The organism is Duganella sp. CT11-25 (assembly GCF_047302815.1).
In the GTDB taxonomy this organism is placed as follows: domain Bacteria; phylum Pseudomonadota; class Gammaproteobacteria; order Burkholderiales; family Burkholderiaceae_D; genus Rugamonas.
Map to the genome: position 1 here is coordinate 5,984,887 of NZ_JBKBFD010000001.1, position 12,645 is coordinate 5,997,531.

The following is a 12,645-nucleotide window of genomic DNA, read 5'->3' on the forward strand; positions in this document are numbered from 1 at the left end:
GTGTGGCTACGCCTGGTGCGGGTATTGCTGCAGCCACGCGCGGTAGCGCTTGGCCATCCGTCCCGATCGCAGCTGGTCCATGATCAGCGTGAACAGCGGCGAGTAGCGCTGTGTCGTTGATCCGCCGTCGCCCAGCGCACGCAGCCTGCGCTTCACCAGCGCCATGCTGGCAATCGCCACCATCGTCTTGTCCTTCCAGTTGACCGGTGGCGGCAACGCCGCCGGGGCGTGCCCCGCGCGCCACTGCAGCGGCAGGTCCGGCACCTCGGCCAACGCCGTCGCGATGCCGGCCATGGCGACGCCGCTGGCCAGCACCTGCTCGGCCACCGCCGGACGCGAAATACCGCCGGTGGTCATGACCGGCATGCGCGCGACGGCGGCCAATTCCTTGGCAAACTCCAGGAAGTAGGCCTCGCGCGCCAGCGTGCGGCCGTCGGCGGTGCGGCCCTGCATGGCCGGGCTTTCGTAGCTGCCGCCGGACAGTTCGATCATGTCGACCGCCTGCTCGTTCAGCAGCTGCATGACCTGCTTCGCGTCATCCTCCGAAAAGCCGCCGCGCTGGAAGTCGGCGGAGTTCAGCTTGACCGCGACGCTGAATCCCGGCGACACGCGCGCGCGCACCGACCGCACAACCTCCAGCAGCAGGCGGGCACGGTTGGCCAGGCTGCCGCCCCATTCGTCCTTGCGCTGGTTGGTCAGCGGCGACAGGAACTGCGAGATCAGGTAGCCGTGCGCCGCGTGAATCTCCACGCCGTTGAAGCCAGCCTGCTCGGCGGCATGCGCCGTCGCGGCGAAGCGGGTGACGACTTCGGCGATCTGCGCGGCCGTCATGGCGACAGGCTGCGCAAACAGTTTGCTGTGCTTGCCCATCTCCAGCGCCACCGCCGACGGCGCCCATGCGTTGCCGCCCAGGTTGGCCATGACCTGGCGGCCCGGGTGGTTAATCTGCATCCAAACCTGCGCGCCGTGCTGCCGCGCGGCCTGCGCCCATTGCCTGAACGGCGCCAGAGGCGTTCCCGCCTCCAGCACCACGCCGCCCGGACCGGTCACCGCGCGGCCGTCGATCATTACGTTGCCGGTGATGATCAGGCCCGCGCCGCCTTCCGCCCAGCGCCGATACAGGCGATGCAGCGCGGGGCCTGGCAGTTGGCCGGCATCGGCCATGTTCTCCTCCATCGCGGCCTTGGCCAAGCGGTTGGGAATGGTGCTGCCGTTGGGCAGGGTGAGTGGGCTGAACATCATGGCGGTTCCGTCATCGGTAAGGAAATACGGTATGCTAAGTTTGAAGTCAACTTCAAGGTCAAGCAAAATGAAGATAGGGGAACTGGCGGAGCGCTCGGGTCTTGCCACATCGGCAATCCGCTACTATGAGCGGGTGGGCCTGCTGCCCAAGGCAAGGCGTGGCGCCAACGGCTACCGCGAGTATGGCGAAGGCACGCTGGAGCAGCTGCATGTGATCGACATAGGCCAGAGCCTGGGCTTTACGCTGGATGCCATTCGCGCGGTGCTGGCGCTCGAAGGCGATGCCCTGAAGGATGGCCTGATGCAGAACATGGCCGCGCGGCTGCTTGAAATCGACAAGATGATGCTGACGCTGCAGGAGCAGCGCGCGTCGTTGCTGGCAACGGAACAGAAGCTGCGGGAGTCCTGGGCAAAGAATGAATGTCCGGACAACTCCCCCCTGGCGCTTAGAAGCCGATGATGTCGCCGTTCACCGGCATGCGCCGCCGCAGCGGTACCGCCTTCTGCGTCAGCTGGATGGTGCTGGCCTGGTTCAGCGCTTCGCTTTCGGTCGTGTGGCCCAGCGGCGTGTAGGTGTCGAATACAAACGGCAGGCCCTGCGAGTCGGCGAAGCTGGCTTTATCCGCCAGATGGAAGTGCAGATGCGGCGCGCCTGCGCCGCCGGTCAGTCCAAGGCGGCCCAGCGCCGCGCCGCGCTTGACGCGCTGTCCCGGCTTGACCTGGATGCTGCCGTTCCGCAGATGGGCGTAGTGGGCGTAGACATGGGGCGCGATTTCCAGCACGACGAAATTGCCGTACAGGGAGCGCGTGGTCAATTCCTCCGGTTCCTGCTGCGGCGACAAGGGCCTGCGGTCGGCCACGCCATCCCGCAGGTCGCGCACGACGCCGTCGGCTACCGCCAGTACTTCCGTATTCCAGCCGAACCAATCGCCGACGGAAGTCTCCGCCAGTTTCTCTATCGGCGCCTTGACGGCATGGCCGTTGGCGTCCAGTCCAAAGAAGTCGATGGCGTAGCGCTGCGGAATGGTGGCGCGGCCGTTTTGAACGACCACGCTGCCCCAGTGGTGCGACTGCGCGTGACCGGGGCCCTCATCGGCCAGCCACAAGCCGCCGTGCAGCGGCGCGCCTATCGCCACCGGCGGCGCAGCGGTGATGGCGACAGGGATGTCGTCCGCGGTCTGGAGCTCGCCCTTTTCATTCTTGAACGTGAGCTTGTGGCGCAGCGTACCGGCCTGCTTCGGCAGCGGCGCGGCGATCAGGACCAGCGCGTGCCGGCCGCCCTTGATCGCCAGGCTGTCGTCGGCCTCCAGTTCCCGGCCAGGCTGCAGCAGGGGAGCCAGGCCGGCGCCGCTGAAGTTCGCCAGCGGCGTAGTGCCGTCGTCCGCATACACGGCGATATCGGTGAGCCTGAGCGTGCCGGTGTCGGCGTAGTAGTTGCCGATGTCCAGTTCATAGTACAGCCGGCGTACGCCGTCCGTGCCTTGCACGGCCTGCGGTTGCTGCAGCGCGTGGACATCGACCGGTGCGGGCAGGGCCGCGGCCATGGCGCCGCCCGCCATGGACAGCAGCAGCGGCAGCAGGGCGCGGCGCATCATTTGGCCATGGTGGCGGTAAAGACCTTCTTCGGCAGCATGGCATGCGCGCCAACGTTGCCGTCGACCAGCTGCGTGATCTCCATGTCCACCGCCACGCTGGCCAGCATGTAGGCGTCGTCGCGGCTCAGGTGTTTTTCGGTGACGAGGTAGTCGAGCATGTCGCGCAGCGCGTGTTCGGTCGCGGTCTTCAGGTCCGGGCTGAATCCCATCGTGATGATGTGGGTCGGCGTTTCCGCGCGAGGCCACAGCAGGCGGCGGTTCTTGTGGACGATGAAGCGGAAGCTGCCGCTCAGGTAAGTCTCCAGCGCGGTGATGTCCACTTCGCCGTTGCCTTGCGCGGCGTGGCCGTCGCCGGCCTGGAACAGCGCACCCTTGACGGCCACCGGGATGTACAGCGTGGTGCCGGCCACCAGCTCCTTGTTGTCCATGTTGCCGGCGTGGGCGAACGGCGGCGCGCTGTCGATCTTGCCGCCGGCCGGGGCCACGCCCATGCTGCCGAAGAAGGGGCGCAGCGGGATCTCGATGCCGGGACCGAAGTGGCCGATCATTTTTTCGCGGTCCAGCGGCACGATCTTGCTGCGGCTGTACGGATACTCCATCGGCAGGAAGCCTTTGCCCAGCGAGAAGCCGTTGCAGGCGAAGCTGGCGTCCAGGTCCACCTTGAGGATCTGCACTTCCAGCACGTCGCCCGGTTCCGCTTCGGCGATGGCGACCGGGCCGGTGAGGATATGCCCGCCCGGCCCCTTGTCCTTCACCTCGTTGTAGATGGCGGCGGTGTAGGGCGGGATGTCTTCCGGCTTGACGCCGTTGCCGATCATGCGTTCCGGCGTGCCGCAGGTGGACAGACTTTGCATGCGTACCGTGTCGCCGCTGTGCACCGTCAGCACCGGCTTGGACTGGCCGGAGTAGTAACCCCAGGCCACGGTGTCCGGCCGCGCCGGCAGGTTGTATTCCGCCGCCGTCGCGGCGGCGTGGCACAGAAGGAGGCAAGGCAGCAGGACGGTCAGGCGCATGGCGTGGACTTTCGTTGGGTTGGTCGGAGGTTTAGTCGGTGGTCACTTCGGCGCCGCTGAGGAAGGCGGCGATGGCCGGGTTGACGGCGTCGGCGTGGGTGATCGGTCCCATGTGGCCGCCGCGCGTTTGCATGGCGGTGGCGTTGGGCAGCGCGGCGGCCAGCTGTTCGGCCAGCAGGCGGGTCGAGGCCGGGCTGCGCTGGCCGGCCATCACCAGCGCCGGCATCGTCAGTCCGGACAGGTCGGCCAGCGTGGCCGGCTCGCCCAGCAGGGCCTGGAAGTCCAGCCGCACCTTGGCGATCATCGCGATCATCTTGTCCTGCGCCGCCTGCGGCGCGTCGTCGAAGGCGCCGGCGCGGTTCCAGTAGTCGATGAAGATGCGGGTGGCGTCGCGGTCGGTGGCGCTGGCGGCGATGCCGGCCACGACGTTGACGATCTCGATGCGCGCGGCGTCCTGCGCCGGCAGCAGGTGGAAGGCCACCGGCTCGAACAGCGTCAGCGACAGCACGCGCTGCGGCATGCGGCGCGCCATGTGCAGCGCGCAGGCGCCGCCGAAGGAGTGGCCGACCAGGTGGAAGGATTCGCCCGGCTCCAGCCGCGAGGCGAGCGCGGCGATCACGGCGTCCACCTCATGCGCCAGCGTGTGCACATAGTCGCCATCGGCGTCGGCCGGGAACGGCGAGGCGCCGTAGCCCAGCAGGTCCACCGGCAGAAAGCGGAAATCTTCGCCCAGTTGTTCTTTCAGTGTCAGCCATTGGGACTTGGAACTCATGGAGCTGTGCAGCAGGACGACGGCAGGTTTCATTGTCAGCTTGGTATTGAAAAAGCGAAGCGCAGATTATACCGGGTTGTCCCCCGCGCCTTGAGAAACAGGCAACGCGCCCCGATGTAGGGTCTATACCACGTTGAAAGGTATTTTGTGCGTGGGCGCACGGCGCCAACGTGGGACAAGAGTAAAGTAGGAGCTATGAACAATTCCAAAAAAGTCGCGGGTTTGGCCGGCATCGTCAGCGTGCTGTGGATGGGGCTGACCGCAGCGGTGGCGGCGAACCAGAAGCGCTTGCTGTTCAACCCTCTCGGCAGCAAGCGCGAGGTATTGAAGCCTTACAGCACCGGCCACCGCACGCGGCCCATCGTGGTGCGCTCGAAGGATGGCACGCGCCTGTCCGGCTGGCTGATGACGCCGCCGGTGAAGGGGCCGCATCCGGGCGTGGTGTATTTCGGCGGCCGTTCCGAGGAAGTGTCCTGGGTCGCGCGCGACGCCGGCAAGCTGTTCCCCGGCATGGCGGTGCTGGCGGTGAACTACCGCGGCTACGGCGATTCGCACGGCGATCCGGCCGAGGAGCATTTCGTCGAGGACGGCCGCATGCTGTTCGACTGGCTCAGCGAGCGCCATCACGTCGACCCCAAGCGCATCGCGGTGGTCGGCCGCAGCCTCGGCTCCGGCGTGGCGGTGCAGGTGGCGATGGAGCGCGACGCCAACTCCATCGTGCTGATCACGCCCTACGATTCCATCCTGGCCATCGCCAAGCGCAAGTTCAAGGCGATCCCGGTGGAGTATGTGCTGCGGCATAAATTCGAATCGGTCAAATACGCGCACCAGCTGCTGGCGCCGACCTACGTGCTGCGCGCCGCCTTCGACGACGTGGTGCCGCATTCGCATACCGACCTGCTGGTGCAGAAGCTCGGCAAGCTGCATGCGGACGAAATCGTTCCCGATTCCGACCACATGAACATCCCTTATCTGGAATCCACGCAGCACCGCATCGCCAGTTTCCTGGCGAGCCGTTTCAGTCAGCCGACCGTCTGAGCCTGGGACTTGGCCCCGGCCAGCTGGTGGTGCAGCCTGCGCAGGCCTAGCCATACGCAGCCGATCACCAGCGGCACGGCGATGCCGGTCAGGATGTCCGGATTGATGGGCAGGTTGCTGGCCTTCATGGCCTTGCCCGCGTAGCCGATCAGTCCCAGCGTGTAGTATGAGATCGCCACCGCCGACAGACCCTCCACCGCTTGTTGCAGGCGCAGTTGCTGGGCCGCGCGCGCATCCAGCGATTGCAGGATCTTGCGGTTCTGCCGTTCCTGCTCGATGCCGACGCGCGTGCGCAGCAGGTCGTTGCTGCGGGCGATACGCTTGGACAGCGCCTCCTGCCGTTGCGACACCGAGGTGCAGGTGTGCATGGCCGGCGCCAGGCGGCGGCTCATGAACTCGGCCAGCGTCGGCATGCCGGCGATGCGCACTTCGCGCAGTTCGTGGATGCGCGCCTGCACCAGGCTGAAATACGCCTGCGAGGCGGCGAAGCGGTAGCTGTTGCTGACCGATAGTTTTTCCAGGCGCGCCGCCAGGCTGGTGATACGGTGCAGCAGGTTCTGTTCTTCGCGGGCGTCGGTGGTGCGCGCTTCCTGCGACGGCTGGTCGGCCTGCACCAGGGTCGCGGTCAGCTCGGCCAGCTCGTTCTCGATGCCGTTCAGCGCCGGCTGCGTGGCTTCCGCCTGCGGCAGGCCAAGCAGCGCCATCATGCGATAGGTTTCGATCTCCAGCAGGCGCCCGACCAGGCGGCCGGCCTGGAACTCGCGCAGGCTCAGGTCGCGCACCACGAAGCGGCTGAAGCCGTCGGGCTGGATCAGGAAATCGGTCCACACCTCGGCGCCGCTGCCGACGCTGCTGCCGACCAGCGACTTGCCCTGGAACAGATCGCGGATCGCATCGGCCGAGGCGACGTCGCCCGGCTCGCCCTTGCACAGCAGGACGTGCGAGGCGACGATGATCTTGCCGTGCAGGCCGGCCAGCCATTCCTGCGGCACGTGCTGCAGCGGCATGCGGTCGAACGAGGCGCGGCAGTCCAGCCCCGGCTCGCCGCGTTCGACGAAGGTGTAGGTGGCGAACTCGGTGTGGCATTCCCACTTCAGGCGGAAGCGGCCGAAGTCATGGAAGAAGTAGCGCGCCTGCGGATGCGGCACGGCCACACCATAGTGCATGCACAGCTGCTGCAGGATCTGGTGCTGGCTGCCGCGATGGTATTTTTGCGACGGCTGGTCCTGCTGCTCGTAGAGCGCGAAGTGGGTCAGGCTTTCCGGCGCCTGCAACTGGAGGAAGGGCCGCGAGTGGATTTCCGCCGACAGCGGCACGCGCATCGGATGGTTCAACTTGGCGAAATCGGCATTGGCGCGGTAAACGAGAGACATGACCTTCCTCTGAATAAACTGCAATCGGGCTTGCTGAAACTGCATTGACGCATTGCAGTATATCGGGCTAAGACCGCCGCCACAACGACGCGTTCCGCATACCAGAGATGCGGAACGTTGATATTACTCAATAGAAGCGTCTTCGGGCCGGTTTGCGAGGGGCGTCAGCGCCTGGCGCAGCAGTGGCTAAACAGCTGCTGCGCCTGTTGCGCGGCGGTCTGCTTTTGTTCCGGCGTCAGCGCCGAATAGGGTTCGTCCTCGAACACCCGGCTGGTGGCGTTGAACAACTGCCCCTTTTCCTGCATCCCCACCAGGGCCCATGCCGCCGACGCCGTGACATCCTGTTGTCCGAAACGATTCGTGGCGGTCAACCTGGCCGCCAGAAAGATCGCCTCCTGGTCGCCTTTTTCCGCCAGGGCGGTCGCCCGGCCCAGCAGGTTTTTTTCCTCGTCGCTGACGGCCGCGTCCAGGTCCGGGTGCTCGCGCGACCGGGTGCGCGCCGCCTCGATCAGCTGATTGGCATCCTTGCCCAGCTCATAGCTCTGGGCCTTGGCGTCGCCCGCCTTGGCTGCCGCATGCATCAATTCGTCGATTTTCGCCAGATCGTCCTTGGTCACGCTTTTGCATTCCTCCTCTTTCAATGCGACTTGCCACATGGCGAAGTCCGCCGATTTCCCGGAAGGATCCATCAGGCTATGCTCGGCCAGGTCCTGGGCTATATTCTTCGACGAATTAATATAATCAGCGCAGGAAAGATAATGCTTTGCCTTGTTATAGGCTGGATGCCCGCCATAATCGGATTCTTTCATCGCGAATTCTTTTGGATCCATATCCGCATAACTGCTTTTACGTTGATTATCCAAGCCGCCCCACGCGAACATGCCCGGACTTGAATTCCGCGCGGCGGCGCCATTGGCCGGCGGTGTATCCGCTGGTGCGGCGGTATTATTTAAAACAGGGACGGCGGTTTTCGGCGCCATCAGTGCATAGGCGATCGATACGGCCAATGCCGTAACGATCAAACCAAGAAAACTGCGTGATTTAAAAAAGGGTTTCATAACTTTGCCGGACGTGGTTATTGAAGCCGGAGTTTCATTGGTCAATGAAACTCCGGACGGCTATCGCTCAGCGCTGGGGATCAGGAGCGGATTTCCCGGTTCAAACTGGCCATGTCATTCGACAGCTGGGAGCCGTGGCGGTTGAACGATGCCAGGGCGTCATCGTAATTTTTGGTGGAATTTTTCAAGTTGGTCCGGACATCGTTGCAGAATTGCGAGCCGCTGTTGGAGCCTTTGCAATTTGCATCGAAGTCCCGTTGATTGCTCGCATGGTCGTTGTAGGCGTTTGACAACGACCGCAATGCCGCTTCCATGGCCAGCAGCTGGCTATTCGTCTCCGACGCGGTGTTGCTGATGGCGTTCTTTTCCGTTTGCGTCGCGGTGTTGTTGATGAAGTTTTGCGCTTTCGGGATCTCGCCGTTGATTTTGTTGAACGCAAACTGCGAGACCCAGCCGCAGGCGGAGGCGGCGCCGACGACACTGGCCGATTTGACCACCGACTTGATGTGCGAGGCGGCGGTCGGCTCCGAAGCGGGCTTCCAGTTGGCCATGAGGCCCGCCGCCGAAGTGCCGCAGATATCGGTGAACACCTGTTTGGTCATGGCGCCGCCGGAGGCGCCGGTGATCTTCGCGATCAGCACGTTGGTCGTGCCGATGGTTCCCCAGCCCAGCGCGGCGCGCCAGTCGATATATTCTTTCAGCAGCTTGGCCTGGGTCCAGATGCCGCTGAGGGCGAACCCATTGTCAGGCGTGACCGCGCGTGCGCTGGAAGTGATCAGCGAGCTGGCAATTACCACCGTCAGGCAAGCTAGTTTTACTTTGCTATTACCGTTGATATTCATATATTTCCCATTAGGTTTAGGTTTTGTTCGATAAGTACTGTCCACAATTGATTAATGCTGAATTATTTGATTCGCATTGGATTGCGGCTAATATCGAATAATAATAAAATGTTGCCTAAATAAGATATTGTATGTTGCAACGTTTCTATATAGGGGCTTCCCTAATTTAGGGTGAGGCAATCCCTACAATGGAAATTCAGCGGGAGGGGTAAGGCGGGGAGGGCGTCAGCGGGATGCGGGAACGGCAATGACGAGTTGTTGGCTGGCATCCCAGCTGCGGGACGCCGTATCGAGCTTGAACACGGTGAAGGGCACCATGCCGGTGATGTCGCCGTGCGCATCCCAGTCGATGGCGGCATAGGCGCCCGCATAGTCGACGTCCTTGCCGGCTTTGACCAAGGCCAACGCCGCGCCGATTTCTTCCGGCCTGACCCGGTCGCCCGGCGCGTTCATCACGGAGCGCAGGCTGTCGCGCACCATGATGCCGGTGGGCGCCTTGCTGCCGTTGACCTGGCCCGCGCGCTCGATCGCCAGCGCCATCACCATGACGATGTCGTAGGTCGGCGCGGTGAAATCCTGCGGCTCGCTGCCGTACTGCGCCAGGTAGCTGGCGCGGAAGCTCTGGTAGGAGCCGTTGCCGTAGGCGCCGATGGTGGCGGCCGATCCGCTCACGCCGTTGATTAATTTGGCCGGATCGGCCAGGTTGTCGATAAACGTCTGGTTGCCGGCCGCGGTGCCGGGCAGCAGCCACATGGCGCCGCTCTGGAAGGGTAGCGCCTCGTTCAGCACATTGGCGGAGATGTCGGCGGCCAGGATGCCGTTCAGGATCACGTCCGGCTTGGCGTCGTAGACCTTCTGCAGGTAGCTGGCGAAGCCGCTCTTCAAGCCGAACGGAATGGTGACGGTGGCGACCACCTGTCCGCCCAGTCGCTGGAAGGCCGGCGAGAACAGGCTGGCCAAGCCGGCGCCGAAGGCGTCGCCTTCATTGACCAGTACCACCGCGCGGCGCTTGCCGGCGTCCCAGGCGACGTTGGCCAGTACCGGCGTGGCGTCGACATCGGAGACGCCGATGCGGAACACCAGGTCGTTGTCGGCCACCGTGGTCAGCGCCGGCGAGGAGCTGGACTCGGTCAGTATCGGCACGCCTTTGGCGATCGCCTGCGGCAGCAGGTTGAGTACGCGGGTGGAGGTGGAGACGTTGAGCGCGATGACGCCCGCGTCAAGCAGTTGCTGGCCCATCTCCTGCGCCTCGGCGTTGTCGCGCGCCACCAGCGCGATCGCGTTGAGGCGCTTGCCCAACACGCCGCCGGCATCGTTGACCTGCCTGGCCGCCAGCAGAAAGGCGTCGCGCGTCGAGGTGCGCCAGCCGACGGAAGCGATGTTGATCGCATCCGGATCGATCATGGCCTTGATCGGATTGACCGGCAGCGGCGTGACGGCATCGCCCGAGCCGCCGCCCCCGCCGCAGGAGGAAACCAGCGCGGCCAGCGCCAGCATCGCTGCGGCGCGCTTAGTAGCGGTATTCATATTGCACTCCGTAGCGGCGGCCCAGCGATGGATAATCGATGCCGCCCACGCCGGGATCGACATAGCGGCTGTCGCCGGCGTCGCGCACCTGCAGGCGCAGGCTGGCGCGGTTGCCGAAGCTCCAGCGCGCGCCCAGCGTGGTGTCGACATAGCTGGACAGGTGATAGGCCTGATTCGCCAGCAGCACGTTGGCGGTGGCGGCGGGGCGTGCGCCGACGTAGCGCACATCGGCGGTGAGCAGCAGCTTCTGCCCGAGCAGGCTGGCGCTGGCGCCGGCATTGGCGCTGTTGGAGGGGAACAGCTCGCCGTCGCTGCGCTGGGCCAGCGGCGCCAGCGTGTAGCGGTTGACGCCGCGGTTGGTGTTGGCGCGACTCAGGTTGGCGTAGGCGTTGAACCAGTCGCGCTGGTAGCGTAGTTCCAGCTCCACGCCGTTGACGGTGCTGTCGCTGCTGTTGCGCGCCACCAGGTTGAAGAAGGCCTGCTCCAGCGTGACCAGGCCGCGCACCTTGGTGTGGTAGGCGGTGAGCGCGGCGTTCCAGTTCGGCGCCGGCGGCGTGCTCAGTTGCAGTTCGACGGTGCGGGTCTTTTGCGGCGTCAGGTCGGGATTGCCCTTGATGTCGCCCGGCTGCACGGCGCTGCGGTACAGCAGCTCGGCCGACGGCGCCTGGAAGGCGGTGCCGCTGAGCGCCTTCAAGCCCCAGCCGCCGGGCAGCGTGCCGACCACGCCGGCGCGCAGCGATCCCTGCTTGCCGTAGACGGAATGGCGGTCGTGGCGGCCGCCGATGATGGCCTGCCATTGCGCCAGCAGCGGGAACTGCCACTGCGCATACAGGCCGGTGTTGCGCAGGGTCTTGCTTCCCGGTTGGCTGAGTTGGAAATTACCGCCGTCGGCGATGCTGTGACGCTGGAAGGATTCCAGCGTTTCGCGGTCGCGCAGCGCGTCGGCGCCGAGCAGCAGGCTGCTCTCGACGCTCGGCTGCCATAGCCATTCGACGCTGCCGTCGAGCGCCTTGTAGCCGAAGTCGCGCAGCAGGTAGTAGTCGGCGGCGCCGGTCCGCACGCGGTCGCCGTCGCCCGGCTGTCCCTGGCCGTAGCTGGCGGCGGCGCGCAGCGTGTGTTCTTCGTTGAGGCGGCGGCTGGCGTTCAGGCGCACAAAGCCCTGCTGCAGCTCGACGTGGCTGGGTGGCCGCAGCAGCGGATTGAGGCTGGCGAAGACGTTGTCGCTGTCCTGCTTCTGCCAGAAGGCGCTGGCCTGCAATTCATCCCGCGCATCGTTCCAGCCCATGCGCAGGTAGGCGCTGCGCGGCGCGGCGTCGTCTGTCGGTGCCGCGCCCAGCGCCGCGTAGCGCCGGTAGTCGGGCGAGATGCGCGGCAGGGGAAGGCCGCTGCGGTCGGCGTCGGCCGCCTGCAATCCCCAGGCCAGCCAGGCCGGCGCCGCCGGCGCGCCGAACTGCACGCTGCCGCTGGCGGCCAGCAGGTTGACATCGCGTCCGCCGCCCGACCATTCATGCGCCAGCGCGATGCGCTGCTCGGTGCCGTCGCGCCGCGTGATGACGTTGACGGCGCCCAGCAGCGCATCGGCGCCGTACAGCACCGATACCGGCCCGCGCACGATCTCGATGCGCTCGACCATGTTCATCGGGATGAACTCCAGCCCGATCAACTGCTGCTGCGTGCTGCGGAAGGCGATGGGCTGGCCGTCCAGCAGGATCTTGATGGCGCGGCTGGCCGACTGCGCGCCGGCGTTGATGCCGCGCACGCCGAAGTTGTGATTGAGGCGGTCGTCGCTTTCGATAAAGCCGGCCACGTGGGACAGCGCCTCGGCCAGCGTCTGATAGCCGTAGCGGGCGATGTCGTCGGCGGTGACCAGCGTGACCACGGCGGGTGTGGCGTGCAGCGGCGTGGCGGTCTTGGTGGCGGTCAGCACCTTGACGTTGCGCAGCTGGTCCAGACTGAGATCGAACAGGTTGTCATCGTCTCCGGCGCCTGCCGGAGTAGCGGGTGCGGCGGGTGCCGCGGCCGCCGCCAACGACAGCAGCATGCACGCGGCTGCGCGCGCGGGACTGCGCCGCAGTCCCGCAAGGCGGGGCGATGCCGGCGTAGCGACGCCCGGCTGCTCGGTGCGGTCTATCAAGAGGATGCCCCTTTTGCTGCACTATTTAACAAAGTATTCCCTAATTCCGAC

At 65.4% G+C, this 12,645-nt stretch carries 11 protein-coding genes; 2 read left to right on the forward strand and 9 right to left on the reverse strand.

Annotated features, from left to right (window positions below):
• Positions 1-6: 6 nt before the first annotated feature.
• Positions 7-1,242 carry an NADH:flavin oxidoreductase/NADH oxidase family protein gene (locus ACEN9F_RS25790; RefSeq protein WP_413424673.1) on the reverse strand — a complete coding sequence of 412 codons (1,236 nt, stop codon included), beginning with the start codon at positions 1,240-1,242 and terminating at the stop codon, positions 7-9.
• A 67-nt stretch (positions 1,243-1,309) separates the two neighbouring features.
• On the opposite strand from ACEN9F_RS25790, the gene ACEN9F_RS25795 reads away from it, so the two are divergent.
• Complete coding sequence (locus ACEN9F_RS25795) at positions 1,310-1,702, forward strand: MerR family transcriptional regulator (RefSeq protein ID WP_413424675.1); 393 nt, start codon at positions 1,310-1,312, stop codon at positions 1,700-1,702.
• Here ACEN9F_RS25795 and ACEN9F_RS25800 read toward each other — a convergent pair.
• The 3 genes from ACEN9F_RS25800 to ACEN9F_RS25810 are packed head-to-tail and all read right to left on the reverse strand — an operon-like array spanning position 1,689 to position 4,655.
• Complete coding sequence (locus ACEN9F_RS25800; protein ID WP_413424677.1) at positions 1,689-2,837, reverse strand: M23 family metallopeptidase; 1,149 nt, start codon at positions 2,835-2,837, stop codon at positions 1,689-1,691. The two genes, ACEN9F_RS25795 and ACEN9F_RS25800, sit on opposite strands and share 14 nt — an antisense overlap.
• On the reverse strand, positions 2,834-3,850 hold the full coding sequence (locus ACEN9F_RS25805) for an acetamidase/formamidase family protein (protein WP_413424679.1): 1,017 nt from the start codon (positions 3,848-3,850) through the stop codon (positions 2,834-2,836). The genes ACEN9F_RS25800 and ACEN9F_RS25805 overlap by 4 nt, the downstream gene beginning before the upstream one ends.
• Positions 3,851-3,881: 31 nt before the next feature.
• Complete coding sequence (locus ACEN9F_RS25810) at positions 3,882-4,655, reverse strand: alpha/beta fold hydrolase (RefSeq protein WP_413424681.1); 774 nt, start codon at positions 4,653-4,655, stop codon at positions 3,882-3,884.
• A gap of 162 nt (positions 4,656-4,817) precedes the next feature.
• Between ACEN9F_RS25810 and ACEN9F_RS25815 the strand changes: the two genes are divergently transcribed.
• Complete coding sequence (locus tag ACEN9F_RS25815) at positions 4,818-5,660, forward strand: alpha/beta hydrolase (RefSeq protein WP_413424683.1); 843 nt, start codon at positions 4,818-4,820, stop codon at positions 5,658-5,660.
• Here ACEN9F_RS25815 and ACEN9F_RS25820 read toward each other — a convergent pair.
• From ACEN9F_RS25820 to ACEN9F_RS25840, 5 genes are all read right to left on the reverse strand, one after another.
• On the reverse strand, positions 5,645-7,033 hold the full coding sequence (locus tag ACEN9F_RS25820) for a DUF3422 family protein (protein WP_413424685.1): 1,389 nt from the start codon (positions 7,031-7,033) through the stop codon (positions 5,645-5,647). The two genes, ACEN9F_RS25815 and ACEN9F_RS25820, sit on opposite strands and share 16 nt — an antisense overlap.
• A 164-nt stretch (positions 7,034-7,197) precedes the next feature.
• Positions 7,198-8,136: a hypothetical protein gene (locus ACEN9F_RS25825; protein ID WP_413424687.1), complete on the reverse strand. Its 939-nt coding sequence runs from the start codon at positions 8,134-8,136 to the stop codon at positions 7,198-7,200.
• 35 nt (positions 8,137-8,171) lie between these two features.
• Positions 8,172-8,978: a hypothetical protein gene (locus tag ACEN9F_RS25830; RefSeq protein WP_413424689.1), complete on the reverse strand. Its 807-nt coding sequence runs from the start codon at positions 8,976-8,978 to the stop codon at positions 8,172-8,174.
• A gap of 180 nt (positions 8,979-9,158) precedes the next feature.
• Positions 9,159-10,460, reverse strand: coding sequence for an ABC transporter substrate-binding protein (locus tag ACEN9F_RS25835; RefSeq protein ID WP_413424691.1), 1,302 nt, complete (start codon positions 10,458-10,460; stop codon positions 9,159-9,161).
• Positions 10,444-12,594 carry a TonB-dependent receptor plug domain-containing protein gene (locus ACEN9F_RS25840; RefSeq protein WP_413424693.1) on the reverse strand — a complete coding sequence of 717 codons (2,151 nt, stop codon included), beginning with the start codon at positions 12,592-12,594 and terminating at the stop codon, positions 10,444-10,446. Before ACEN9F_RS25840 ends, ACEN9F_RS25835 begins: the two co-directional genes overlap by 17 nt.
• Positions 12,595-12,645: the final 51 nt, after the last annotated feature.

Coding starts and splice junctions, on each gene's coding strand:
- ACEN9F_RS25815 (WP_413424683.1), top strand. CDS start 4,818: ATGAACAATTCCAAAAAAGTCGCGGGTTTGGCCGGCATCGTCAGCGTG.
- ACEN9F_RS25805 (WP_413424679.1), bottom strand. CDS start 3,850: ATGCGCCTGACCGTCCTGCTGCCTTGCCTCCTTCTGTGCCACGCCGCC.
- ACEN9F_RS25820 (WP_413424685.1), bottom strand. CDS start 7,033: ATGTCTCTCGTTTACCGCGCCAATGCCGATTTCGCCAAGTTGAACCAT.
- ACEN9F_RS25800 (WP_413424677.1), bottom strand. CDS start 2,837: ATGATGCGCCGCGCCCTGCTGCCGCTGCTGCTGTCCATGGCGGGCGGC.
- ACEN9F_RS25835 (WP_413424691.1), bottom strand. CDS start 10,460: ATGAATACCGCTACTAAGCGCGCCGCAGCGATGCTGGCGCTGGCCGCG.
- ACEN9F_RS25810 (WP_413424681.1), bottom strand. CDS start 4,655: ATGAAACCTGCCGTCGTCCTGCTGCACAGCTCCATGAGTTCCAAGTCC.
- ACEN9F_RS25795 (WP_413424675.1), top strand. CDS start 1,310: ATGAAGATAGGGGAACTGGCGGAGCGCTCGGGTCTTGCCACATCGGCA.
- ACEN9F_RS25790 (WP_413424673.1), bottom strand. CDS start 1,242: ATGATGTTCAGCCCACTCACCCTGCCCAACGGCAGCACCATTCCCAAC.